We start from the raw sequence: 26429 nt of genomic DNA, 5'->3' as shown, positions 1-26429 counted from the left end.
GAATACGCACAAAAAGGGTGGCTTTGGGCCACCTTTTTATTTTATGAAAAAGAACTGGTTGCAAGAGATGGCGGATCGGGTCCGCCATGACGCCGCCCTGTAATTTTTTTATTCGCCGAAGCTATAAGTTCTAAACACGCTTCCCTTCGCGTTTGTAGCGTTCGATGCATTCGGCGTAGAAGTCGAATGTCTGCTTGGCAATTGTTTTCCAGCTGAACACGTCAATGGCGCGCTTGCGGCTGACTTCGCCCATCTTTTTCGCGAGTTCCGGGTTTTCGAGAATCTTGTTAAGCTTGTGCGCAAAGTCCGTCTGGAAGGCCTTCGGGTCAGCCGGTTCAAAGTTCGTCGCAGACACAGCCTTGAGCGGCACGAGGTAACCCGTTTCGCCATCGACGATGATTTCCGGGATGCCACCGACAGCACTGCCCACGACCGGCGTGCCGCAGCTCATGGCTTCGAGATTGATGATGCCGAACGGTTCGTAAAGCGAAGGTGTCGCGAACACGGTCGCATGGCTGTAGAGCACGCGCAGTTCCGTATGCGGCACGGCATCCTGAATCCAGATGACGCCATCACGCGTTGCCTGAACCTTTTCAATCAAATGCTTGCATTCGTCAGCAAGTTCCTGCGTGTCCGGAGCACCGGCGCAAAGCACCACTTGTGCGTTCTTGTCGATTTGCGGAATCGCCTGAATGAGTTGGCTAATGCCTTTCTGGCGTGTAATGCGGCCCACGAACAGCACAAACGGACGATTCGGATCCACGCCCCACTTCTTCAAAATTTCTTCGTCGAACGTCGGCTTGTAAAAGTCCGGATCAATGCCATTGTAGATAACCTTCACGCGGTCTTCCGGCACTCCGTACAACTTCATCACATCGCGTTTCATGCCTTCGCTCACGGCAATCACGCCGTCAGCGGCATCGTACGCCGTTCGTTCAATCCAGCAGCTCATGTTATAGCCGCCATTGCCGAGCTGTTCCGCTTTCCACGGACGGTGCGGTTCCAACGAATGCGTCGTCAAAATCAGCGGGCATTCCAGCAAACGGCTCGCCACGACTCCACCGAAATGGCTGTACCACGTATGGCAATGAATCACGTCGATATCCTTGAGCGAAGACATCCACTGGAGATTGATGTCCAGCGGCTTCAGGATTTTCTTGAAGCGTTCGTCAGCCGGATTATGCTCAAGCTTCTGGCTAAAGCCAATCGCACGGATGTTGTCGGCATCGTCATTCTGCGGGCCAAAGCAGCGGGCTTCGATGTGGCAAAGTTTGGAAAGTTCTTGGCTCAAGAACTTGACGTGGATTCCTGCACCGCCATAGATTTCTGGCGGAAACTCGTTAGTAAGAATAGCAGCGTTCATTCTAATAAACTGTGGTTAGTGGTTTGCGGTTGGCGAGCACATTCAAAAAACATGTCCATCAATCTTTTCCGTCATGAATAATAAAAATTTACACACAATAATGCAATAGGTTCCGCTATATCAAAGGTCCAATTTGTCTTTTTCGTCACATTACATTTTTTGTCAAACTTGCCACTAGCCCTAGTTAAATCTATAGCAAAAGACATTAAAAAAGACGACCCCGGAACAGTGTCCGGGGTGACAAATGTGATTAGTACCGTATGGCCCCCTTCCCAAATGTAAATACGAGAAATAATGGTTGGGGCTAGCCCCAACCTCTTAGGCTCAGTTATATCCATGCAAGAGCATACAAAGCGAACGCCGCAAAAAATGCTTGCATTTTTCCTCATAGAGGATAACTCAACTAGAGAACAGATGTTCTAAGTTTCGTATATATGGCTGAGCTGAAGTTGCGGACGCGAAGCGTCAACCATGGCAGCAACGCTCGCCTTTTAAGGTTGTCCTATCGGCACTTAGTGCCTATTAATTTTTAATTCTTTAAATTTAAATAGTAAAGTACATTTTTAATAGTTAATTCATTAAATTAAGAGAATTATTTTTATACTTTAACAACGCAAAAAAAACACCCCGACCACAAGGGTCGAGGTGCTCTGGTGTTTGGAGTGTTAAGACATGATTTTATTTAGAAGTTCTTGCACTGGCCTTTCCAATGGCCACGTTCACCAAGGATTTCACCATTGATGTAGCGACCGCTCGAACCGACAAAGTCATCCTTGCGGAAGTCTTCACCGCCGAGGTGCCAACGCATCCAGGCAACCGTTGCAGCCATGCCACCCCACGGACCGGAACCATGGCCCCAGCCGCATTCGCCCTGCTGGCATTCATTGCCCTGGCCGCCCGTCATCTTGATGAGGCATGCCGGAACCTTGACGCCGGGGTTGTTGTAGTCGGCTTCGGCGTTCGGGCGTTCCATGCCGCCTTCGCCATACACGATACCGATTGTCTTGCCCTGCGGAACTTGAGACATTGCAGTATGTCCAAGGTCACCGCTATTGTTGAGCAAGGCAGTAATCACGCGCTTGTCCTGAATGGCCATCTGTTCTGATTCGAGTCCGCCCATAGAGTGCCCAGAACAGCCAACAACATTCATGTCAAGCTTCTGGTACAAAGGATCGTTCGGATCGTTATTCTTCTTTGCAAGCCAATCGAGAGCGGGCTTGCCCTGCGAAGCGTTACCCGGAGATTCGCGGAGTGCAATCACCACAAAGCCATGAGAAGCGAGACGACGGATCATTCCGCCGTATGCACCCGGTTCCGTGCCGCCACCCGGCCCCCACACGACAATGCCGTGCTTTTGGGTCGTAGAAAGCTGTTCCGGATAAGCAAGGATTCCACCGCCATCGTGGCCGGTGCGTTCAATGAACTTGACCTTCAACTGATCCTTCGTTTCGTCCTTGCCTTCGGCGAGGAAAACACCCTGCGGCTTCACTTCTTCACTGGAGCTTGATTCGACCTTCTTTTCAGAGCTAGAGGAACTTACTGCGGGAGCGGCATCAGAGCTGGAGGCTGGAGCGACAGCACTAGAAGCCGGCGTGTCGGCGCTCGACGGAGCTGCGGCACTGCTAGATTCTGGAACGACAGCACTGGATTCAGGTGCAGGGCCCGTTGCACTGCTAGACTCTGCCTGCGGCCCAACATCCGCACTGGAACCCGGAACAGATGCATTGGAATCCAGAACAACATCACCATTGCCGTTCCCTTGTTCACCACCCTGCTGATTAGCAGAACCGTTAGAACCCGGTTGGACCGTTTCGCTAGAAGCCGGCTGAGTCGAGCCTGCGGACTGCGGCTGAGCAATTTCGCCAGCGCTAGAAAGAGCACCAAAATCATTAAATGACGGTGCACTCGTAGATTCATCACCGCAATTCCAGAATACCAGCGTACTAGCCAGTACCATAGATTTAAAGAGTTTAGATTTCATTTTGTTCTCCTATTAACCTTAACCTGACTAGAAATTACCTAAAAAATTTCTTGACAATCCGCAATTCAAACAAAGTCTCATGGATAAAAAATCCAAGCAACTAATTTATACAAAAAGCAAAAAAACGTCCCGACCGGATTGGTCGAGACGTTTGGTTGTTGGAGTGTGGAAGCTTTAGAAATTCTTACACTGGGTTTTCCATTTGCCTTGCTTTCCAATGATGGAGCCGTCTATGTACTTTCCGGAAGAACCCACGAAATCCGCCTTGCGTTCCGTTTCGCCGCCGAGATGCCAACGCATCCAAGCAACCGTTGCGGCCATGCCGTCCCAAGAACCGGAACCGTGACCGTAGCCGCCTTCGCTATTACGCGGACCGCCCGTCATTTCGATAAGGCAAGCCGGAGCCTTCACGCCAGCGTTATTGTAATCGTTCTTGGCGTTGTCTTTTTCCATGCCGACTTCGCCAAAGAGAATCGCAATCGTTCTATCCGTTGCAACTTTGTTCGCACCGGCACCGTTCCAGTCGCCACTGTTATTGAGGAACGCCGTCAAAACACGTTTGTCCTTAATGACCGCCTGTTCGGATTCGAGACCGCCCATGGAATGTCCAGAGCAGCCAACGGTATTCATGTCGAGCTTGCCGTAAAGCGGGCTGTTAGAATCTTTGTTCTGCTGGTCCATCCAGTCAAGAGCCTTGATAGCTTGCGACGCATCGCCCGGAGATTCCTTGAGCGCGATGACCACAAAGCCGTGAGAAGCGAGGCGACGGATCATGCCTTCGTAAGCGCCCGGCTCCGTGCCACCACCCGGCCCCCAAACCACAACGCCATGCTTTTGCGTCGAAGAAAGCTTTTCTGGGTAAGCAAGGATGCCGCCGCGATCCCAGCCCGTATTCGTCTTATAGACGACCTTCATCAAATCTTTTTCTTCTTCTTTGCCTTCGGCGAGGAAAATAGTTTTTTCGGTCGTTGAGCTTGCCGAAACGTCGCTGGAAGAAGAAGCCACAGTTGCAGAACTCGTTGCCGCATCGCTAGAAGACTGAGCAACGGTTGCTGAACTGGTCGCAGCATTGTTGGAAGAGCTGGCCGGTTTTTGAACGTCGGCACTAGAAGCTGGAGGCACAACAGAACCCGAAGAATTTACTGCAGGGACCGTATCGACCGGAAGTTGAAAGCCAGCACTGGAAACTGTATTTGCGGCATCCGCGCTCGATGCTGGGTTTTGAGCGTCTGCACTTGATGTCGGAAGCGGATTTGTTCCCGGGCCGCAAGCGTCAGGCAAGCTAGAAGCCACGCAAGGGTCACTCCAAGGATCATTCGGATTGTTCGGATCCGTCACCGAAGCGGAACTCAAATCGTTCCCGCCTTCAATCGATGCAGAAGAAAGTGTTGATTGGTTATTGTCGAAGCTCGGAGCTGTAGAGGATTCTTCTCCACAATTCACGAAGACGATGGCACTAGCTAAAATAATGCCCTTCAAGATTTTTGATTTCATAATGTACTCCTCATAACCAAAACCGTACATCCCATACACCGCAACCCATACATACGTATTTATAAAATACCCCAAAAAAGAGCTGCAATCACACACATAAAGATTCTTTTATGGACAAAAAATCCATAACCCCAAAAACGCCTCGACCGATTCGATCGAGACGCTTGGTTGTTGGAGTGTGGAAATCTTAAAAATTCTTACACTGCGTTTTCCATTTGCCTTGATGGCCTAAAATATTTCCGTCAATATACTTGCCGGTCGATCCGACAAAATCAGCCTTGCGGAAGTCTTCGCCGCCAATTTGCCAACGCATCCATGCAATAGTCGCCGCCATGCCATCCCACGAACCGGAACCATGGCCATAACCGCCTTCGGAATTCATCGGGCCGCCCGTCATTTCGATAAGGCAAGACGCAATATCGGTCGCCGTTTCATAATCCTTGATGGCGTTCGGCTTTTCCATGCCGACTTCACCATAGAGCACCGCAGCCGTCTTTTCTTTCGGGAAGTTCTTGATGACACCGCCGTTCTTGTCGCCGCTATTATTGAGGAAAGCGGTATAAACTCGTTTGTCCTTAATTGCAGCCTGTTCGGATTCAAGGCCGCCCATGGAATGCCCGGAACACCCCACCTTCGTCAATTCTAGCTTTTGGTAGAACGGATCGTTCGAATCCTTGTTTTTCTGTTCGAACCAGTCAATCGCCTTCATTGCCTGCGATGCATCGCCCGGAGATACGCTAAGCGCAATCACCACAAAACCATGAGACGCAAGACGACGGATCATACCGCCGTAAGCACCCGGTTCCGTGCCGCCACCCGGCCCCCACACAATCACGCCATGCTTTCGCGTGCTGGAAAGCTGTTTCGGATAAGATAAAATACCTTTGCCATCCCAACCGGTATTTTCTTTATACTCCACCTGCAATTGGTCTTTTTCTTCTTCCTTACCTTCGGCAAGGAAAATGCTGACCACGCTCGAAGAAGATTCCACAGTCGCGGAGCTGGTGGGTACACTGGTTGATGAACCTGTCGAATTAGCCGAACTTGCAGGAGCGTCGCTGGAAGACGAAACCGCAGTTGCAGAACTCGTCAAAGCATCGCTGGAAGAAGATTGCGGGGCAGCAACACTTGAACTAGAAATTTCAGTCACCGAACTCGTCAAAGCATCGCTAGAACTAGAGACTTGGACTTCAGCAGAACTTAAATTCAAATCCGCCGCAGACGATGCCGGAGTCTCCACCGACGAAGAACTCAGCGCCAAAAGTTCCACACTCGATGAATACGTAGATTGCTGATTATTGAAGTCCGGAGCAGTCGCATCGTCCGAACAATTCACGAAGGCAATGGCACTCGCCACAATAATGCCTTTCAAGATTTTTGATTTCATTCTTTGTACTCCTCTTCCACACATTTAACCATCTATAAAATAAAACGAAAAAAGCCCTGCGACTAAAATCGCAAGGCACCATTCATGGACAAAAAATCAAAAGAATTTATATTTGCAATAATTAAATTCAAAAGCGAGAATTCACATGAAAAAAATTTTCCCTTTATTTTTCATCATTGCATTATTATTATGCATACTCACCGGCTGCGACGACTCTGCTTCAAGCAGCGAAGAAATCTACAAAGTTGAAATAGGAGCTGTTTCAAAAGACACATACAACACCGCCATGAACAGAATTCAAAACCTCACAGAAGTCAACTACAATGAAATATATTCCATTAGAAATTACTTGTATCAGAATACCTTATCAAATCACGAAATTAAAAACGGAGTATCCTCTATTGATATTGAAGAACTCATGAAATCAAGAGGTTACTCCAACTACGAAACTTCAACAGAAATGAAATTCCTAGAAAGAAACGGAAACGATATCATTTTCTTTGAGCATGCAACAGATGCAAATAAAAGAGTCTGGATGTACATAACAAAGTAACAGCAATCATTACGCAAAAAAAATCCGGCTCTCGCCGGATTTTTCTTTTTGATGCAAAATGCAGAAATTACCGCGGGGCGTAAATGCGGGACATGAATTCGGCACGCGTCTTTTCGTCCGTCTTGAAACGGCCCAGGAGCTGCGTGGTCACCATCGTCGCACCCGGCTTTTTCACGCCGCGCATCGTCATGCACATGTGAGAGGCCTCAAGCACCACGGCAACGCCCTTCGGCTTCAGCACTTTCTGGATGAGTTCTGCAATTTGGCGCGTCATACGTTCTTGAATCTGCGGGAAGCGGGCGTAAAATTCCACCACGCGAGGGATTTTCGAAAGACCGACAACGCAATCGCCCGGAATGTAAGCCACGTGAGCCTTGCCCGTGAACGGCAGAAAATGATGTTCGCACATGCTCGCAAACTCGATGTCCGGCACGATAATCATTTCGTCGTACTTTTCATGGAAACGCGTCTTGAGGATATCTTCGGCCTTCATTTCGCCCGAAAGACCCGTCATCAGTTCGGCATACATCTTAGCAACACGCTTCGGCGTGTCAATAAGGCCTTCGCGGTTCGGGTCTTCGCCCATGCCGGTGAGAATCATCCGAAAGCCGTCTTCCATCAATTTCAAGTTCATAATGTACCCGCAGCTATGAGGTATGAGGTCGGTCGCCTACGGCTCCCTTTGAGGTATGGGAATACATCTAGAATCGCCAAGGCGATGCAAAGATAGCAAAAATCAATGAATCGTAACAGCCCTAATCACGCTTCCGTAACGGATGAAGAAGCGCCCCGATTTCGGCAATTCCACAACCATCGAAGGCTGAGTCGTCAAGCGATGCAAAATACGCCCTTGCACATCCATCACAAAAAGCGGGCGACCAGCGACAAGCCCTGATAACGAAACATGGCTCCCATTTACGGACACGCGCAAATGGCTTTTCGCCACATCCATCAAACGCATAAGATTCTCTACGGTCACATTCCGGTTATTAAAAGCGCGTCCGTTAAGGCCATCATACGAATCCATCACCACAACATCAAAAACCTTCGCCGAGTACGCCAATCGACAGACGACTCCGGCATTACGATTCACATCAGAACAAGTATTGCTCCACAGCAAACCCGAAATAGAGTGCCCGTTTCCATAAATAGTTCCACGATAAGAAGCACCTTTCAACCGCGATGCAACGGGATACCAAAAGAGATAATCCTCCCTCGTCAAGTCCGGCATAGAATCCTTGATCAAATGTTCATTGACAACGATATCGTTTTCAAGCGAGCCACAAGCCAAAGATCTACCATCTACGCTATCGGCTTCATTCACAAAGTCAGAGAACCAATACAGTTCTTCTTTGTTCGTAATTTTATAGCAACTGTCTTTGTTCATCGCAGGCTCTTTGGAGATCGGCATCCATCCTGCGTAAACATCGACATCCCCGACTCGCTCAATTGATTTTACCGACATTCCGCCAAGCGGCCTCGGGAGCCATTCATAAAAGCGAAACCCTTCGCGAGTCGGCATCTTCAATTGCACCGGAATATCTTCAATCGTAAATGTTCCCGGATTGTCCGGATGGTTGTTGCCGCCATTCATGTGGTACGTAATCTTATAGACAACCAGTTTCCACTTGGCATAAACCGTAACATTTTCCGTATTGTTCGCAGGAATTTCCGTAATCTTTTTCGTAAGCAAGGAATCCGTGAACCAGCCTTCGAAATCATACCCTTCGCGAGAGGCCGTTTCCAGAACAAACTCTCCTAACTCAGCCGACCAAGTCGTTATAACAGAATCCGACAAAGACCCCAAATAGCGATTTCCCTTCAAATCAATGGCACTCCCAACAGCATTAAGCACACGCGTCACCAAGAAGCTCCCTTTCCATTTGGCATAAAGTGTCCATTCCCCATAATTATCCGTATTTACGACTTCGACTTTCTGGGTGAACAAGCTGTCCAGAAACCACCCTTCAAAAACATCGTTTTGCTTTTGCGGATCCTGCAAGACAATCGTCGGATCACCCACTTGGAAAACCGACGGATTCTTCTCGCTGTTCATGCCGCCATTCAAAACATAATGAATACTCGACTTGCCCACCTTAAGAACGGGATAAGCGTCCTTTCCGATTTCCTGGGCCCAGCTACCGCCATTCACGCCCTTGGAAAGGCTATCGAATACAGTACCATCCGCAAACTGTTTTTGCGTAACTATAGAACCACCATGCAGATTCGGCTTATCAGTTTCTGCACAGAAACTATTTTCAATTTTAACATCATTAATATCATAAGACAAATAGTGAGCAACACAATTCCGCTCACTTCCATCCAGCGTTCCCGCAAAATAGACATTTCTCACGAGAACGTTATTCATGCTCCCGGCAATTCCGCCAACAGCATAATCTCCCCGAACATGTCCAAGGCTATAAGCATTCACTATCTCAACCAAATTTGAATCCGAAGAGGTTGCCGACATTCCCGTTGGCGAATTAACTTTCCCCACTATGCCGCCGCCATAAATGCTTCCATAAACAACTGCATCGGAGTAAACATTAATCAATTTCGCTGGACTATAAACCATCCCTGCAATCCCCCCTGCCTCGGTCGAAGTGAAATAGGAATCGACCACACCCAAGTTGCTCACGACGCTGGTCTTTTTCCCAGCATAGCTTTTCGATTCCCCAACTGCAGAAAACAAGCCATTTTCGGCTCTCAATCCTGAAATTTTGAAACCATTTCCCTCGAATGTTCCCGAAAAGCCAAATGTAGGCCACCAAACAAGGCTATCCGAAGCAACTTTTCCATCCTTATCTAAAAGATTTCTGTTGAATACGATATCGTTCTGGAGAGAAATGCACCCGTCAAAAAAATACTCCATATAAACTTCAAGAGATGTCACATCATTCCTAGATACAGAAAGAATACCGTACAGTTCCTCGGCATTATGGATAAGATAGCACCCTCGTTCATCTTGTTGTGGCGTTTTCGGAATAGGTTCCCACATTGCAAAAATCGTAATATTTCCCAAATCGCTTGCCGACCACTTCATTTGCTCATAACGGGAAAAGTAATCTACAGGCATATTTCTGTACTCAGTCGATTCATAATACCATCCCTTAAAAACATGGCCCTCGCGTGTCGGCTCATAAAAAGTCACATCACCCAAATAGCCCTCGTAACTCGTCGGGTTATCCGGGTGATTCACGCCACCATTCAAGTTATAAGTGATTGTATAGGCCTCAGCCGAAACAAAAGCCGCCAAAACAAAAACGGCTAAGCAACATATTTTTCTAAAAAAAATACCCACGGAATCCACCTCCACTCGCATCATCTTAATCTATATAAAGTTTTTTTAATTAATAAATACAGATTAAAACTTTGCGTTGTATCCGATGTAAACATCACATCATTCGAGGCGATTCTTACCGCATTCCCTACTACCTAAAACCAATCCATTACTTGCTAAAACTGTGACTGGATCCTTCAGCATAGTTCCTATCGCTTTCTGTCACCCTGGAGGGAGTGCAACGACCGATAGGGTCCCACATTACAAGACTTTACTGGATCCTGCTCCTACGAACCTAATTCAACTAAGGCACTGAAGTGCCAAGTTTCATATATCCCCTACGGGTCAGGATGACGGTAATGGCATGGTTTCTATCGGGTTCTACGAACCCTCCAGAATAACGGCTTCGGCTATAATCGCAGATACGGTTCTCTTTGCGTTCCCTACGACCTAAAACCTACCACCTAAAACCTAACTCACACCCACACGACTTCGTTGCCGGTGCGGGGTGCTTCAGTACGGTTCGGGAGCCCGCTTTCGGTGTCGGCATAGCCAATCGCGACGGAGGCGTAAACACGTTCGTCGTCCTTGAGTCCAAGGCCTCGCAAGTATTCTAAAAGCGTCGGGTCTTCGTTCAGCCACTTGAGCTGGTTGATGTAGCAGCTGCCGAGGTCGAGTTCGTTTGCGGCAAGCATCATATTTTCGACAGCACAGGCGACATCGGCCATGTTGTTGCCGTATTCTTTTTTGTTCGCGACCACGATAAGCACAGGCGCCGTGTAGCAGAACGAATAATTGCCCTTGCGCGAAAGCATGATGGAATTCTTGAGACTCTTGTAAAGGTCGTCGCGAAGTTCCATGTTCGCAAATGCAGTTTGCACAAGTTCCTTTAACTTAGCGATAGCCGCTGCATCCGAAATCACAAAGAAGTGGTTACTTTGCGCGTTGCCGCCAGTCGGTCCAAAGCGTCCCGCCTCGACAATTTGTTCAAGTTTTTCACGTTCCACCAATTTCTGCTGGAACTTGCGAGTACTGCGGCGTGTCTTGATAGCTTCGAGTGTATTCATAATTAACCTTCCACTAGATCCTTCGACTTCTCTCAGGAGGACATTTTTCTTTCGTCTTTGGACAATCGCTTCGCTTTTGTCCCAAATGCTGATCTCGGTCATGTCCAACTCCGTTGGCCGCGACTCTCAATCTACGCATTTGTCGTCTAAAACTATTTCTCCAGCGGGAGAATCAAAATTCTGGACTTGCGTTTCTGATTGTAATGGTCGCGTTTGCTCTTCGGCAAATCTTCGACCGTGCCATCCTCGAATCCGAGCTGGTAGAACCAATCAAGCGCCTGCGTCGTGAGCAAGAACAAAGTCTTGTAGCCTTTCATGCGGCCAAGCGAAATCAAGTGACGCACAATCGCTTCGCCAATGCCTGACTTGCGGTAGTTCGCGCCAACCGCAATTCCCGCCACTTCGGCCATGTTGTCTTCGAACGCGTGGAGAGCGCCGCAACCGTGGATGCTGTTGTCGATGCTATACACAACATAATCACCCAACTTCTCGGAAATGGAATCCTGCGTGCGCGGCACCAAGTAGCCCTTCGCGATGTAGTCCTGCATAATGCGCAAGATGTCCGGGATGTCTTCGACGTTCGCTGGGCGGATACTCGAATACTGGTTTGCATACACCATCGTCCCGTCACCGCGGGCCGAGAACACTTCTTGCAGCACGCTGCCCTGGAATTCACCGCTCAACAAATGCACGCGGTTCGCCCCCGCCTCGCAAGCATGGATTGCATTCATCAGGTAATCCATCTGCGCAAAAGCGAGTACGTCCGAGTTGAGTTCCAAGAGTTCCTTCGCCTGATCGACATCCATTGCAGAAATGAGCCCGTTGTCCGTCGGCTCCAGATACTTCGTGTTCTTGCCCGTCACGAGACCTTCGAGCTTGATGCCGCTCTGGCTGCCAATGAAGAACAACTTGCCGACTTTAAGATACTTGCAGAGTTCCGTCGCAAGTTCCGTACTCGAAATATTGTAGGCATGCCCAATCTTGTTCCAGCCAATCGGCGGAATAATCGGCACGAACTTTTCGTTCATCAACTGCTCCAGCAAGTCGCGCTGGATACGTTCAATGCGTCCGGTACGCATGTAGTCGATACCGTTGATGACTCCCATACTGCGCGCCAGAATCCAGTTGCCCTGGATGCCGCTGAGTCCGCTTGCCGTGAGGTGGCTCATAATACGTTGCGCAACACCCAAAGATGCCTGCTCGATAAGCGGCAGCGCCTCTTCGCTCGTAAGCCTTACTCCGTTATGGAATTCCGTTTCGAGATCCCATGCCTTGAGCTGAGCGTCAATACTGTTTCGCGTGCCCGGCACAATGATAATGCGGATGCCCGCCTTGTGCAAAAGGGCTATGTCCCGCATCAGCACAGGGAACATCGGATGGTCCATCAAGCTATCGTCAATCTTCAAGACGAACAGTTGGCCCTTGAACCGATCCATGTAGCCAAACACTTCCCGGATGAACCCGGCAACTTCGAAGTGCTGAGAATAAAAATCAGACGCTGCGTTACTCATGGGTTAAAAAGTAGCAACAGAAAAAGCGAAGGACAGAGCATCCTTCGTATTTTTTAAACCGTAATTCGTCAATTTTTAGAGGTTCACTTTAAGGTGTTATAATAGAACCTTTTGCCGGAACCATCGACGAGCCAGACGGCACATTCGCAAAGACCTGCAAAAGTTCCACTTCGAACACCAACAGCGAGTTAGGCGGAATAGAAGGCGGAGCGCCCGCTTCACCATAAGCAAGTGCACTCGGAATCCAGGCCTTGACCTTTTCGCCGACCTTCATCTCCAGAAGCAAGTCCTGCCAACCTTCGATGACCGCCGTCACTGGGAACTCAAGCGGAACACCGCGCTTGACACTGTTATCAAATTCCGTTCCGTCCAAGAGCGTACCGACATAATGAACCTGGACCTTGTCAGAAGGTTTGGGCTTGATTCCCGTCCCCTCCTTGAGGATGAGGTACTGCACGCCCTTCTTCGTGACCCATACTCTCGGGTCCTTGATGTTTTGCGCTAGGAACGCGGCTTGGTCGCCCATCGCCTTTCGGGCGGCTGTGGCATCGTCAATATCTTTCTGCTGCTGCATCTGGGTGAGCAAGTCCTGCAAAGCCGCTTCGGTAACCGAATCCGTCATCAGGACTTCGCGGCTAGGATCGATGATATCACGCATGGCACTGATAAGGACTTCTAGCTTTACGGGAACATTGATATTCGAAACAGCACGGCCAAAATCAACACCGAGCGCATAACTGTAACGATCGACTGGATTGTCCATAAACACTTTCTGTTCTTGGACCGGCGTAGCGACCGGAGCAGGCGTAAGTTCGGGCGCCTTTGCAGAAGTCTGTGCTGTAGAAGCATTTACAGGAGTCTTTGCAGAAATCGTTTTTTCCGCAGACGTTTTAGACACATTTGATTCAACCGCGGGGGCTGGCCGACTGCCACCACACGCAACAAGAGTTCCCCCAACTAAAAATATCGGCAATACATGAAGAAATTTCATAAAACGGATCCGGTCCTTAATTTTTCCACCTTAAAATACTTTTTTATGCCCATAGTGCGCCATAAAATGTGATGAAATTCTCTTATTTCCATGAGTGTAAACAAAAACACACATTTTTCCTTTAAAACTACTTATTTTTTTACTATATTTTTCGTCGAAAGGAAAAAATCCCATGAAAAACAGCTTTAAGTGTTATATAGATTCTGCGGCTGCCCAAAAAAAGCAGTTCGAAGATTCCGTTAATAACGTTAAAGATTCCTTAACCAAGGTCATTATGGAATCTTCCTCACACGATTACAAAGGATTGAGCATCACTCCAAGCGAACCCGTTTATTCCGCGACCGGCTGGCTAAAAGGGGCTCTATCTTACCCCTGGGCCATCGTAAGCGTCATCATTCCTTCTTTCCTCGAAGATATCTTCTAATTTTCCATATTTCTGTCAAGCTCGCTCTCCAGCGAGCGTTTTTTCAAGTACGTTTTTTTGACTTGCATATTTTCGATTTCCATCATGCTATATTATAGCTTATGGACTTTGCTAAAATCAAGAAATACCCGAACCAAATTTCGACGGCGTTCAAGCGATTCCCGCTTGCAGTGGCGTTTGCCATTTTTACGACCATCGCATTCCTCATTGTTTGCGAAAGCTTTAACATCCCCAGCGAACAATCCGCCAGGTTCTTACTCTGGCTTGCGATTTATCCCATCGCAGCGATGTTCATCGCCCTCGATACTTCACTTGTTCAAGAAGCACTCAAAAACAGAAATCCAAAAATCCAAGCCATCACAGGCATCGCATGGTTTGTCATTTCGTGGTTGATTGTCCTCTATCCAAACACATTAAACGATTATGAAATGAGCCAGACCATAGGAGCGCTCGTCTTTATTTACACGACAATCTTTTTGGGCCTATTCGTCGCACCATTCTTTAAGCAAAAAAACGAAAACGCTTTTTGGGTCCACCTGACGAAAACCGTCAAATCTCTTGTCGTCGCCACAATCGTTGCAGGGCTTCTACTTCTTGCAATGGAACTTCTCTTTCTAGGATTCTTCGGCCTATTCGGCTTTACAGATCCCTCCGAAAGGCCTTTCTTATACATATTCATTTTCTGTACGAGCACCATACTGCCGCTCTTGTTCTTTTCGACACTCCCGACCATCGACGAATGCTTGGAGACAACACCCACGTCAAGCAAGTTCGTCACAAGCATTTGCCAATTTTTATTCATCCCGGTACTCGCCGTTTCCCTAGCGCTCTTTTACTGCTATATCCTCAAATTTTTCATCACGCAGGACATTCCATACGAAGTCATCATTTGGCTCGTCGTCACCTTCATGGTTTTCATGCTGGCGTTAAACATCGTCATGTACCCGTCACGTCTGAATCCCAATCCGACCCTCGAAAAGAAAGTCCTCGAAATTTTCCCCATCGCCATATTCCCTCTCGTCCTCTTGATGACTTTATCCATATTCCAATTTATGTCCGACGAAATGGACGAATTGGCCATCTACCTTATCGCGACCAACGTCTTTTTCTACATCGCCATCGCTATACTGCTCATCAAAAAAATCGAGTGCAAGTCCAAATACATGGCCATCGCCTTTTGCACCATACTCCTCATCGTCTGCGTAGGACCGCTTAGCGCACCGAACATCATCGATTACGTTTGGCAAGATAAAATCAAAAATGAGCTTACCAAACAAGGCTACACCGAATTCCCGCTGAACGAAGCAAGTACCGAAAAATTCATACAGACGCTCAGGAACAACAACGACCCCGATTCAAGAAAAGTCCTTTCGTACATGCTCTCGATAAGTAATTCCGGAAAAGCAAGCGTTTCCAAATATTTTTCCACAGAGCGATCTCTAGAAGACATCGACCGACTCGTCCGAGATGCCATGGACAAGGAAGCAAGCGAAGACACCACCGAAATATTCGATACCTTCGAAGCGAAAATCAGCAATGTCAACCAGAATGCGCTTCAAATTCCCCAAGGCGTAAAAAAAGCATTCTTCATAGATCTTGATTTCGATAGCGACGATTTCCAATACCGTGGCGACACGCTCTCGTTCTTAATCACTATTACAGACGACAAGGACACTTCAATACATTCCACTTACGATTTCCGCGTCACCAAGCAAGAACTCCAGATTGATTCCCTAAACATCATCGAAACAGACAGTGCTATAATAGGGATAAGGGAATTGCGTACGGAGCAATGGTCCAAAACCGGACAATCGCTCAGAATCGACGGGTTACTTTTTATAAAGTAATTCTCAATTACCGGACGGTGAAGAGGCGTGTTTGTGGGCCACTGCGTACAATGTAGCGGCCTGCGCGCGGCACTTCGAAAACTGCGGAAGCTCCATGAGTACGTGCAGTCGCCACAACTCTCCCCTGCATATCGAGCACAGCAACAGGGCGATTCTCCGCCAAGCCAGAAACGGTAACAAGGCGCGAATCCACATCTACCCGCAACTTCATCACCGCAGGTTTCATCTTCACAGGGGTAAGATCTCCGCCATGGCTACCACCTTCCGCATAGACGACATCGTCCGTGAATCCCAACGGGTACGATAATACATAAACATTATCCGGATCGGCAACCGCATTCATCGCGCATCTCGAAGTCGTGTCAGATTTCATCCTGGGGAGACAATTCCCGAACACCCATGACGCATCGGTCAAGTAGCTATGTTCCGTCTTCAACTTCTCGAAAGTGGTCGCCGTGATATTCTGCGACTTGTTTGAGCTATGCGAAGAAGCGCTTGCAATCGCAGGGGCTTTCACACCGTCACCATAGTAAAGTCCATCCAAAGTATTATTTTGTCCATCATAACTGTAGAGGACGGCACCGACGTTTTTCCCGGACAACGTATCCGTATAGGAGTAACTCATCGTAAGCGACAATCCCTCCGTCAATGCAGCGATTCCCCCTGCATAGCTCATGGCCGAAGCATCATTATTTTTGATCAGCGCCCTGTTATAGCTATTCTTGACGTTAGTCCCCTGGAGTTTCCCGACAAGGCCGCCCGCCACAGAAAACGATACAGCCGCTTTCACATTCACAGGGCCATAATTGTACGACTCCGTAATGGACGACCGGCTGGAATCCGCGCCACGCAGATAACCCACCAATCCGCCTGCATAGACCGTATCCGCAGACAAGCCATGCACAGGCCCCCAGTTGCCCACATCCGAAAGGGAATCCACTACGTTTAAATATCCTGCAATACCACCGACGATAGCCGCACTTTTATAGTCAGCCACATTTTTCGAGCTCGCCTGAACCACGCCCGTATTCCGATTATTACGAAGAACCATTCTTGAACCGCCCGCCACAATACCTCCGGCCTCTGTCCAGCTATAACCAGAAGCATAGACAAACCCTGTATTGGAGCACCCCTTAACGATATTCGTTTTTTTCCCGGAATCATACGTATTCCCAACAATGCCTCCAGCCCTTCCAGCTTCCACACGCCCAGAATTGCTCGCATTCAAAATCGGACCCGTAGATTCTCCGGCAATACCTCCACCAATTCCGCCCATGACGCTCGTATTCTCGTTTTTCACGTCCATAAGCGTCCCGGGGAAAATATGGTAATTGTACGCCACAATTCCGCCGGTCCGGAACCCGCCCCTCACAAAGCTTTTTTGCACCGTCACATTCTTGATGGTTCCACTATTCTCGATAGCGACAGACGCGGCAGGCAATTCCTTGTCATTCTCGAAACGGCTGTTGGCAATCGTCAAGTTCTGAACGACCGCGCTAGTATCCAAGCAAAAGAACATCGCCGTCGTCAAGTTGAGTCCGTATATGGTATGACCCTTGCCGTCGAGAACCATGTTAAAGCACGCCCCGCTCGTATCAACCGTCATTTTCCGATTCATGAGGTACATAGGATCTTTTCCCATGACAATGTCCTTCGCAAGTTCGACATAGAATTTTTTACTGTCGAAAGTGCGCCCTAGCTGCAGGAACGTCTTGAGTTCTCCCGCCGTAGAAATCGTGTAGTGCAGTGTATCCCCTTCAAGGCGGGCCGCTGGCATCTCGTACTTGTCTTGACCAAAGAAAAGCGAATCGTTCTTGTAGAGCCCATCGGATACAAGTACAGGGTACTCGCCGCGACGCGTCCAGATTTTACGATTGTCCTCCGTCCCACCCGAGGTATTGAAGAAGGTTACCATCGTATCGCTTTGCAGTTCCGCAGTCGTTTTCTTGAAGTCCGCAAGGGCGGATGTGTCGTAAGCGACACCGAAAGGAGCGATATTGGCAAGCGTTCCATCATAAAACACGGTTTCCTCTTGTCTTATATTTCGTGCATAACCGACAATTCCCCCAACAGCATCCCCCTTCACTTCGGGTGCGGCGCTATAAACATTGTTAAGATACCACAACAGATTATCCGATATACCAGCAATCCCGCCAGCACAGCTTGCGCCACGCGCCAGCTTGCCTTTCGCCTCGACCCGCCCGTGATTATAGGCATCGGCTATCCGCGCCATATAGGCGTTGCCAACAAGACCGCCGACATGCAAGGAATCCGAACTCGTCGCCGTATCCGACGTAATACCCGTCACGTTACCATAGTTAAAAGACTTCTCCAACGCAAAGCCGTTATATATCGTTGGGCGGGACCAATAGCTCATCCGTCCTATAATTCCCCCCACTAGAGTCTCGAACGTACCTTCGGCGGTGATGTTTCCACGATTCTTGAGCATCGTAAAGACTTCATCCTTATAAGCCGACAGCGCTTCGCCCATAACGCCGCCAACATTCAAAAATAATTCCTTGGCATCACCGCTAGCCTCAATCGAACCCAAGTTCAACGCATTGATTACACTCGCATAAGCACTACTACCCAGAATACCGCCAACATAAAGTCCAACCGATCTCTCGCTGCTTTGATACATTGCAGAAACTTTACCGCTGTTCAACAAATCCTTCAAATCCAAATGCGTCGTGAGTTTCGTGATATCCTGTTCATTAGCATGCCGGCCAATAATTCCACCGACATAAGACATAGAATAAGAAGCCATAAATCCTGCAGCCGCCACTGTTGACCCAACAACGACAACCTTGGAAGACACATCCCCGTAATTCTGGAGGTTTTCGACATTGCCGACAAGACTACCGACAATGCCGCCGACATAGGCAATGCGGTACGGCAAATCCACTTCCACTTTTCCGCGGTTGACGCAACTTGCCATGGCTACGCCATTCAATACACGGGATTGCCCCACAATACCGCCAAAATAGACTTCTCTCCCATTCCCATACAGCGATTCCGACGGATTAGCTTTGTTATAAACCTTCGCCGAATTGCTGCAGCCCAAAATATTACCCGAAGCCGTAGCGGCAATGCCGCCCGCTTTTATCGAGGCGCCAACGGAACCGCCAACAACACTACTATTCAGAATCATGGCGGGGTCTGTCGCCGAAGCAACCACAGATACGGCAATTCCGCCAGCGGATTCCAACCCTTTAATATCGGTATTATAAATGTTCACGTTCCTGACAACCGATTTAAGCGAATTGACGATGGTCGCTGCAACAAGAACAGAATCGCTCCCAAAAGAACTGTTCGCAATGTTCAAATCATGAACACCCTCCACCCTCTGCCGCACAATGGATTCAAAAAGAGGTTTCTCCGCATTCAATCCGTAAATGGTATGCCCGCGCCCATCGAACTCACCCCCGAACATACCTTGCACGGTGCTCCTGTTCCAGCGTTTCGAACAAAGTTTAGACGTATCCGAACCAAACACGATATCGCTTTTCAAGTAGGCGCGAATATCCATGTTTGAATTATGCGCTGCAATCACGGAATCCAAAAATCCGACGAGTTCTTCGGGAGACGTAATTTCGTAATAGGAGGATTCCCCGCTACCCACCATCTTGGGAATCTTGGCGGAGCCGTCCCATGCGGCAAAGGAGAGCTGCGCAAACACAGCGAGAATCAAGGCGGCCACAAAAGAAAAGACATTTTTCATAATATCCCCTTCTCCCAGACGCCATCTCTTCTAATATATAATTTAAAGCACACTTTGTGCAAATTGTAAAGGTAATTTAGTGGTTAGTTATTGGTCAATAGTCAATGGTTTGCGTCGTCATCCTGAACGGTGTAAGCCGTGAAGGATCCAGTAACATTCTTTAGTCATTGGTCAGTAGTCAATAGCTATGAGGTATGAGGTCGGCACGTTGTGCCTTTGGGGTCGCTTCGCTTGGGGTGTTTCTAATTACAATGATCTACCCCATACCTCAAAGGGCCGTAGGCCCGTGCCCACCCCCCATACCTTCACTGGATCCTTCGTCTAACCCAATGACACACGTTTGTATCATATTTTCAAAAACTCAAAATTTTTTGCAAAAAACCGCCATTTTTTATTATAAAAACGCAAATTTTGTAATATTTTTAATTTCATGAAACCAATAATCGAATACAACGATTATCGCCTTTACATGCGAGACTTTTACGAAGAACGTAAAAGGACATCTTACTTTACTTGGCGAGAATTTGCAAGCCTTGCCGGTTTTGTTTCCCCGACCTACCTCAAGCTGGTCTGCGACGGGAATACGCGCCTGAGCAAGCCAGGAATAGCAAAAGTCGCGCGGGCCATGGGGCTAGAAGGGTTCGACTACACCTATTTCGGGCTGCTCGTCAAATTCGGGAACGCGAAAAGTGCTACAGAAAAGGAGGAGGCACTTCGCGAACTCGGGCGCGAAGCGAGCATGAACAAAATACGCATCCTCGACGCGGACGCATTCCGCTTTTACGAAACTCCGGCCTGCCCTATCGTACGTGAACTCGCCCCGCTAATGCCGCAAGCAGACCCCAGCAAAATCGCCGATAAAATCCGTGAAAAGACATCGGCGCTCAACGTCCGCGAAATTTTGCAATTCCTGGTAAAATCAGGACTCCTCGTCAAAACGGGCGACGGTACTTACGAACAAACTGAAAAGTCGGTCAAGGGCTCCAAGGAAGCCATCCCGCTCGCCATCCGCACCATGAACAAGAAGATGGCCGCACTCGCCACGCGCTCCATCGAAAAGGACCCCGTCGAAGAACGCAATTTTTCGGGAGTCACCATGGGCATCGACGAATCCGCCTACGCCCGCATCGTTGACGTCATCAACGACTGCCGCAAAAAAGTTATCGACATCGCCCGCGAATGCCAGAACATCAACCAGGTCTATCGACTGAACTTACAACTTTTTCCGCTAACGGACAAAATAAGCAAAAGGGATTGCAAAAAAGGAGGACAACAATGAGCCAGTTGAGATATTTATTTCTCGTTTGCTCCATCGCATTTTTCGCCTGCACCGACGATGTTGCAGGGACATGGGAAGACGAGAACACCGTCGCACAGCAAAGTTCTTCGAGCGCTGCTGAAAGTTTGTCTAGCAGTGCAATTGACACAATACCATTCATTACGAGTTCATCCTACACCATTTATGTTGTCATAGAGCAATATGGCGGAAACGATGGTGGGTACGGCAAGTGGAAAGGCTGTGGCATAGATCTCACAGAATACAAAAGCGCCATAGTCACCACCAGTTCCATCAGCGTATCTAGCAGTGCCACAACGCTTATCACTGAAAACAAAGGTGGCACAACCATTTCCTCCTCCAGCACTTCTACTAAATCATACCTGATTACATTAAATAATATTCTCGAAGGCCGTATCGCGGAGCTCACCAAAAGCGGCTTATCCGAAAGCGTAGCCTACAATACTGCCAAATGGGAGCTGTTCAACGCTATCGGCATTGACACGCTCTTGCAAGCATACCCGCAAATAGAATCATATATGATCAACGATGCGCTTGATTACATATTCGGCGGAACAACACAATCCGAATTCTACAAAGATCTGAAAGCGACCTTCGCCCAGACCGGAACCCTCGAGAAAAAGTACTACTGCAACTTTGATAATCTGAGAAATTTCCGAGATGAATCATACCCGCAGCTGCTAGCCAACACTTACCCGAGAAACGTCTTCCCGAACTACATTCTCTACGACAATTCCGCATACACCCCCAAGGGCTGTGCCAGCTGGATGTTGCGTCCCATTCCCCCGTCGCTTGTAAACAACGTGGCACGAAAGTGCTTTGATATCCCCTATTGCACCAGCGCGCTGAAAGACTCCATCCGCATAGGGGAATACAGGACTGATTCCATAGGCATAGGGAATATCCGCTTTATATGCAGGGATTTCGGCTGGGACAAGCCTACGGAAAAGGAGGTTTACACATACCAGAAACCCTGCAACAAGGAAGGAAAGTACATAGGAACCGCACGTGTGGATTCCGTGTATGCATGTAGTCTCGATTCTGGCTGGTACAAGGCCGAAACCATCGACATAGCGACTCGCAATGAGCCCTGCGATAAGCACGGCAAGCTGATCAATAACCCGGACCATCAGCACATAACATACGTGTGCCGCAAGGAACCCTTCTGCAGGCATCATGACTCCTACACTACAAACGCCCCCTGCATGGACGAAGGCTGGGATTACGCCAGCAAAAACGACATTGAAATGTCAAAAGTCGAATGCAACAGCGATGGTCAAACATTGCCAAGTTCTAGAGAGGTAAATTTGTACTACGTATGCCAAGACGGAAAATGGAGCGAGTTCTATAACCGACCATGCGATACCGACAACAAGCGCATCAAGCTGAGAGATTATGACAACCATGTCACCGGCTTTATTGAATATATATGCTACAACAAAACATGGCGACCCACTTACGAATGGCACACGGATTATCCTGCAGAATATTACTTCAACCCTGAAATCGATTACGGACGTTTCAAGGATCCGCGCGACAACTACGTTTACCACACCTTAGATTTCAAGGGCAAAACGTGGATTGTAGAAAATATGAAGTACGCCGGATTCCCCGACAGCGTGCTAACAAAAGAAACCCGATGCCTCGAAGACAGCTGCAAGAACGTCGGGCGGTACTACAGCGTAAACGTCGCGGGTGAGGTTTGTCCCGAAGGTTGGAACCTCCCGGATTCTAGCGATATTGCAGATATCGGACCAATAGATTCCAGCAGCGCTGTCGTTACATCATCTAATTTTTGGCATGTCTTTTCGCAACTTGGTAGTACTGGATCCGCTTACACCACACCCGACACCTATGGTTTGAGTTTTATAGCAACAGGAAGAATCATCGACACCACCGAAATACTTTATTCACCTTGGCAAGGATACATTACAATGATGTGGATGAACGAAATCGACAGTGAAGGGAATCGGCGTTTCATTGAAATCAAACCCTATGGCACAAAGACCTATTGGTACAAAAAGCCAGATACTACCTATACTCGCATTCAACCTCCCGATTACGATCCTTCATCAAGTTTGTACAAATCCTATTTTACCATCCGTTGCATAAAGAAGTAAATTGGTTAGCATTGTCATCCCGAGCGGCGAAAGTCGCGAGGGATCCAGTAACATTCTTCATTACACTGTCATCCCGGCCACAATGTCATCCCGCACTTGTTGCGGGATCGCCTTTGCATCTGTCACCCCGGCCTCCGTGCCGGGGTCGCCTTTGCATCCGTCATCCCGGCCTCTACACTTTCTGTCATCCCGCACTTGTTGCGGGATCTTCTTTTTGCAATATTCTCGAACTTATCTTATATTTAAAACAAATGCAGAAAACACTAAAAGAATACCCAAGCCTCATTCTGAACGCATTCAAGCGGTTCCCGCTCGCCATTGCGTTCGCAATTTTATCATCAATTGCAATCATATTCGATTTTGTAGAATTATCCAAAATATTCCCCAAAAAAACAACATTCAGCCAAAGCCTTGATTTTTGGCTATGCATTTATCCCATAGCGGCAATGCTCATCGCCCTCGCGACTTCACTCATCCAAGAATCACGAAAAAGCACTCGCAAAGCACCGCAAATTATCACAAGTGTGGGTTGGCTCCTCATATCAGTAACACTCGTTATTTGCAAATTCACCACAGACAATTATTATGACAGCAAATTCATAAACGTTGTAATAACCAGTATTTTCACCATTAGCATTCTAGCCATACTCATCGGCCCGTTCTGGAACCAAAAGAATGACAACGCCTTTTGGGTTTACTGCAAAAAAATGGGCAAGCAGGCAATTATCCCCACAATTAACACAACCTTCTCGTTCTTGGTACCAATCATACTCCTAGCTATAATTGGAGCAATATCTGAAAGCAATAAAGATCTCTGCATTAAAGCAATAATTTTAATAATCATATTTTACATTTTCACAGTATTCCCCATTATCTTCATGACAGGCATTCCGTCCATTGACAAATGCATCGAAGAAACTCCTACTTTAAAAAATTTTGTGATAACCATAAAATCAAAGTGGTTTAATATTTCATTCGACTACTTCAAGTTCATAATTTTACCACTTTACGCCATTTACGCCCTCACCGTTCACTTTTACGATATCGCGGCCTTGCTGCAATGGTCATTTTCAACAAGAACAATTTTTTATCTAGCAATAATTTCCTTAGTTTTGGCGCACATAATCAAAAACGAATATTATCCAGCGCTGATAAATCCCGAACCTTCTTCCGAAAAGAAAATCGCCAAAATTCTCTCATGCACTTACTTTATCCCTATCGTTACGGCAACCATCGCAATCATCCAAAGATTTTCTGAATACGGCGTTACGGAAAATCGAATTACTGCATCAGCGTTATGCATTATCATTTGCATTTGCGCTATACTTGATTGCATCCCTAAAATCATTCCATCTAAATATGTTATCATCATTTCATGCTTGATGCTAGTGTCTCTCGCTATCGGCCCCACCATCACCCGCAACGCATGGCTAAAGAATATCAAGGAAACCCTCGCCACCGAAGGCTACAGCACATTCCCGCTCAGCGAAAAAGACGCAAAAGAATTCTTCTCTAACCTCTGGGAAAAGGACGGGAAAAAAGCGAGTATCGCCGCCTACCAAGTGAAGGAACTCCATTCCAGACACGACGAAAAACTTTATCAGTACTTTCCCAAAGAAAGCGACCTAGCGAACATCGTCAAAAAATACCGCACAATTAGCAGAACTGTTAAAAATGGCAAAATCCACACAATGCCCGAAAGTTTCAGCAAAGTAGCTTTCGTGAATTACACGTTCAAAGACGAAGAATTCGTAACCCGGAACGATACGTTGTTTTTCGATTATCCGCTCAAGGACACCGATTCGACAAGCAGCAAGGTTTTCAATTTCCATGTGCTCAAACAACGCTGGATCGACAAAGACATAAAAGTCCTCGAAACCGAAGGCGCCAGATTCGAAGTAGAATTCATCAAGTTCGGCCAATGGGAAAACGAAAAACACGAACGAGAAAGGGGGCTGCGTCTCCGCGGCATGCTTTTCATGGAATAGCTGGCGAAAAACGGGAAAAATCGAAAAATGGCGGTGAAAACGGCTCAAAAAAGTCTAATTTCACCGCCAAAATTACGTTATCAACAATAAAAAAGACCGTTCGGCGGAATCTCCGAAGCCGCGTGGCGGTGAAAGCCGCTTAAAAAAGTCCATTTTCACCGCCAAAAAGTAGCCATAAGGCCTCCACTTTGCGTTTTTTGCACATACAACATATCAAAGTGGCGGTGAAATCAACCCCAAAACACCCGTTTTCACCGCCATTTAGCAAAATTGCCACGAAAGCAAGCTTGAACCGGAGGCAAAAATCTATGCATTTTCAGCACTTCCTGCGGCACAATCGGCTTGACTCTTTTTATGCATATAACTATATTTACGCATAAATAAGCCGGTACGGTTTGAGGCATCACAAACAATCGCCACAAAGCCCGTGCCAAAAGGAAACATTATGGAATACAAAATTAAGGATATCAACCTTGCGATTGAAGGCCGCAAGGAACTCGACCTCGCCGAAACCGAAATGCCGGGCCTCATGGCCCTCCGCAAGGAATACGCCGGCAAGAAGCCGCTCGCCGGAGCCCGCATCATGGGCAGCCTCCACATGACCGTGCAGACCGCCATCCTCATCGAGACGCTCGTGGACCTCGGTGCCGACGTGCGCTGGGTCAGCTGCAACATCTTCAGCACGCAGGACAACGCTGCCGCCGCCGTCGTGGTGGGCAAGAAGGGAACGATCGAGAACCCGCAGGGTGTGCCCGTGTTCGCCTGGAAGGGTGAATCCTTGGAAGACTATTGGGAAAACACCGCTCGCGCCCTCGTGTGGCCCGATGGTAAGACCGCAGACCTCATCGTCGATGACGGTGGCGACGCCACCATGCTCGTGACCTGCGGCGCCGAATTCGAAGACGCCGGCAAGGTGCCCGAATTCAACCCCGCTACCGACAGCGAAGAATGGGGCGTGTTCCTCGCCACGTGCCGCAAGATTTTCGAGAAGGACCCGAAGCAGTGGACCCGCGCCCGCGAAGCTCTCCGCGGCGTTTCCGAAGAAACTACTACCGGCGTGCATCGCCTTTACCAGATGGCCCAGGCCGGACGCCTCAAGTTCCCGGCAATCAACGTGAACGATTCCGTGACCAAGTCCAAGTTCGACAACCTCTACGGCTGCCGCCACTCCCTCATCGACGGCATCAACCGCGCCACCGACGTGATGATGGCAGGCAAGATTGCCGTCGTGTGCGGCTACGGCGACGTGGGTAAGGGCTGCGCCCAGTCCCTCCGCGGTCAGGGCGCTCGCGTGATCATCACCGAAATCGACCCGATTTGCGCTCTGCAGGCCGCCATGGAAGGCTACGAAGTCAAGACCCTCGACGAAGTCGTGAGCTACGCCGACATCTTCGTGACCACCACC

General features: G+C 48.2%; 17 protein-coding genes. 7 read left to right on the top strand and 10 right to left on the bottom strand.

Going from position 1 to position 26429, the window contains the following annotated elements; all coding sequences use genetic code 11:
- Positions 1 to 130 precede the first annotated feature (130 nt).
- The 4 genes from glgA to IKG78_RS12480 form a co-directional block, all read right to left on the bottom strand.
- Positions 131 to 1363, bottom strand: coding sequence for a glycogen synthase (gene glgA, locus IKG78_RS12495; RefSeq protein WP_290943942.1), 1233 nt, complete (start codon positions 1361 to 1363; stop codon positions 131 to 133).
- A 682-nt stretch (positions 1364 to 2045) separates the two neighbouring features.
- A complete protein-coding gene (locus IKG78_RS12490; protein WP_290943940.1) occupies positions 2046 to 3344 on the bottom strand; it encodes an alpha/beta hydrolase in 1299 nt (432 codons plus the stop codon).
- 174 nt (positions 3345 to 3518) lie between these two features.
- Positions 3519 to 4838, bottom strand: a complete 1320-nt coding sequence (locus IKG78_RS12485; RefSeq protein ID WP_290943937.1) for an alpha/beta hydrolase — start codon at positions 4836 to 4838, stop codon at positions 3519 to 3521.
- Between the two features lie 187 nt (positions 4839 to 5025).
- Positions 5026 to 6225, bottom strand: coding sequence for an alpha/beta hydrolase (locus IKG78_RS12480; RefSeq protein ID WP_290943935.1), 1200 nt, complete (start codon positions 6223 to 6225; stop codon positions 5026 to 5028).
- Positions 6226 to 6370: 145 nt separating this feature from the next.
- On the opposite strand from IKG78_RS12480, the gene IKG78_RS12475 reads away from it, so the two are divergent.
- The gene (locus IKG78_RS12475; RefSeq protein WP_290943933.1) at positions 6371 to 6778 is read left to right on the top strand and encodes a hypothetical protein; all 408 of its coding nucleotides are present in this window, start codon (positions 6371 to 6373) and stop codon (positions 6776 to 6778) included.
- A 67-nt stretch (positions 6779 to 6845) separates the two neighbouring features.
- On the opposite strand, the gene folE is transcribed toward IKG78_RS12475, so the two are convergent.
- The 5 genes from folE to IKG78_RS12450 all read right to left on the bottom strand — a co-directional run bounded on the left by folE (position 6846) and on the right by IKG78_RS12450 (position 13627).
- Positions 6846 to 7412, bottom strand: coding sequence for a GTP cyclohydrolase I FolE (folE, locus tag IKG78_RS12470; protein WP_290943931.1), 567 nt, complete (start codon positions 7410 to 7412; stop codon positions 6846 to 6848).
- 102 nt (positions 7413 to 7514) lie between these two features.
- Positions 7515 to 10034 (bottom strand): InlB B-repeat-containing protein, encoded by a 2520-nt coding sequence (locus IKG78_RS12465; RefSeq protein ID WP_290943929.1) that lies wholly within the window; start codon positions 10032 to 10034, stop codon positions 7515 to 7517.
- Between the two features lie 500 nt (positions 10035 to 10534).
- Entirely contained in the window at positions 10535 to 11125 is a 591-nt protein-coding gene (locus IKG78_RS12460) for a nitroreductase (protein WP_366075386.1), read from the bottom strand.
- A gap of 152 nt (positions 11126 to 11277) precedes the next feature.
- On the bottom strand, positions 11278 to 12636 hold the full coding sequence (gene argA / locus IKG78_RS12455) for an amino-acid N-acetyltransferase (protein ID WP_290943925.1): 1359 nt from the start codon (positions 12634 to 12636) through the stop codon (positions 11278 to 11280).
- Between the two features lie 88 nt (positions 12637 to 12724).
- Complete coding sequence (locus IKG78_RS12450; RefSeq protein WP_290943923.1) at positions 12725 to 13627, bottom strand: FKBP-type peptidyl-prolyl cis-trans isomerase; 903 nt, start codon at positions 13625 to 13627, stop codon at positions 12725 to 12727.
- Positions 13628 to 13799: 172 nt separating this feature from the next.
- On the opposite strand from IKG78_RS12450, the gene IKG78_RS12445 reads away from it, so the two are divergent.
- Together IKG78_RS12445 and IKG78_RS12440 are read left to right on the top strand one after the other, a co-directional pair.
- Positions 13800 to 14051 (top strand): hypothetical protein, encoded by a 252-nt coding sequence (locus IKG78_RS12445; protein ID WP_290943921.1) that lies wholly within the window; start codon positions 13800 to 13802, stop codon positions 14049 to 14051.
- Positions 14052 to 14152: 101 nt separating this feature from the next.
- Positions 14153 to 15898 carry a DUF4153 domain-containing protein gene (locus IKG78_RS12440; RefSeq protein WP_290943919.1) on the top strand — a complete coding sequence of 582 codons (1746 nt, stop codon included), beginning with the start codon at positions 14153 to 14155 and terminating at the stop codon, positions 15896 to 15898.
- Between the two features lie 7 nt (positions 15899 to 15905).
- Here the strand turns inward: IKG78_RS12440 and IKG78_RS12435 are convergent, their stop codons facing one another.
- On the bottom strand, positions 15906 to 19619 hold the full coding sequence (locus IKG78_RS12435; protein WP_290943916.1) for a peptidase A26: 3714 nt from the start codon (positions 19617 to 19619) through the stop codon (positions 15906 to 15908).
- A 430-nt stretch (positions 19620 to 20049) separates the two neighbouring features.
- On the opposite strand from IKG78_RS12435, the gene IKG78_RS12430 reads away from it, so the two are divergent.
- The 4 genes from IKG78_RS12430 to IKG78_RS12415 all read left to right on the top strand — a co-directional run.
- Positions 20050 to 20898, top strand: a complete 849-nt coding sequence (locus tag IKG78_RS12430) for a TIGR02147 family protein (RefSeq protein ID WP_290943914.1) — start codon at positions 20050 to 20052, stop codon at positions 20896 to 20898.
- Positions 20895 to 23036, top strand: a complete 2142-nt coding sequence (locus IKG78_RS12425) for an FISUMP domain-containing protein (protein WP_290943912.1) — start codon at positions 20895 to 20897, stop codon at positions 23034 to 23036. The genes IKG78_RS12430 and IKG78_RS12425 overlap by 4 nt, the downstream gene beginning before the upstream one ends.
- A 251-nt stretch (positions 23037 to 23287) precedes the next feature.
- Positions 23288 to 25024: a DUF4153 domain-containing protein gene (locus IKG78_RS12420; RefSeq protein ID WP_290943910.1), complete on the top strand. Its 1737-nt coding sequence runs from the start codon at positions 23288 to 23290 to the stop codon at positions 25022 to 25024.
- A gap of 445 nt (positions 25025 to 25469) precedes the next feature.
- The coding region (locus IKG78_RS12415; protein ID WP_290943908.1) for an adenosylhomocysteinase at positions 25470 to 26429 on the top strand (960 nt) is incomplete at its 3' end.

This window comes from Fibrobacter sp. (assembly GCF_017545445.1).
Lineage (GTDB): Bacteria > Fibrobacterota > Fibrobacteria > Fibrobacterales > Fibrobacteraceae > Fibrobacter.
Note: the sequence above shows the minus strand (reverse complement) of the source record. Positions and strands in the feature narration are given on the sequence as shown.

Coding starts and splice junctions, on each gene's coding strand:
- argA (WP_290943925.1), bottom strand. CDS start 12,636: ATGAGTAACGCAGCGTCTGATTTTTATTCTCAGCACTTCGAAGTTGCC.
- IKG78_RS12490 (WP_290943940.1), bottom strand. CDS start 3,344: ATGAAATCTAAACTCTTTAAATCTATGGTACTGGCTAGTACGCTGGTA.
- IKG78_RS12435 (WP_290943916.1), bottom strand. CDS start 19,619: ATGAAAAATGTCTTTTCTTTTGTGGCCGCCTTGATTCTCGCTGTGTTT.
- IKG78_RS12430 (WP_290943914.1), top strand. CDS start 20,050: ATGAAACCAATAATCGAATACAACGATTATCGCCTTTACATGCGAGAC.
- IKG78_RS12425 (WP_290943912.1), top strand. CDS start 20,895: ATGAGCCAGTTGAGATATTTATTTCTCGTTTGCTCCATCGCATTTTTC.
- IKG78_RS12420 (WP_290943910.1), top strand. CDS start 23,288: ATGCAGAAAACACTAAAAGAATACCCAAGCCTCATTCTGAACGCATTC.
- IKG78_RS12480 (WP_290943935.1), bottom strand. CDS start 6,225: ATGAAATCAAAAATCTTGAAAGGCATTATTGTGGCGAGTGCCATTGCC.
- IKG78_RS12440 (WP_290943919.1), top strand. CDS start 14,153: ATGGACTTTGCTAAAATCAAGAAATACCCGAACCAAATTTCGACGGCG.
- IKG78_RS12460 (WP_366075386.1), bottom strand. CDS start 11,125: ATGAATACACTCGAAGCTATCAAGACACGCCGCAGTACTCGCAAGTTC.
- IKG78_RS12445 (WP_290943921.1), top strand. CDS start 13,800: ATGAAAAACAGCTTTAAGTGTTATATAGATTCTGCGGCTGCCCAAAAA.
- IKG78_RS12475 (WP_290943933.1), top strand. CDS start 6,371: ATGAAAAAAATTTTCCCTTTATTTTTCATCATTGCATTATTATTATGC.
- IKG78_RS12450 (WP_290943923.1), bottom strand. CDS start 13,627: ATGAAATTTCTTCATGTATTGCCGATATTTTTAGTTGGGGGAACTCTT.
- glgA (WP_290943942.1), bottom strand. CDS start 1,363: ATGAACGCTGCTATTCTTACTAACGAGTTTCCGCCAGAAATCTATGGC.
- folE (WP_290943931.1), bottom strand. CDS start 7,412: ATGAACTTGAAATTGATGGAAGACGGCTTTCGGATGATTCTCACCGGC.
- IKG78_RS12485 (WP_290943937.1), bottom strand. CDS start 4,838: ATGAAATCAAAAATCTTGAAGGGCATTATTTTAGCTAGTGCCATCGTC.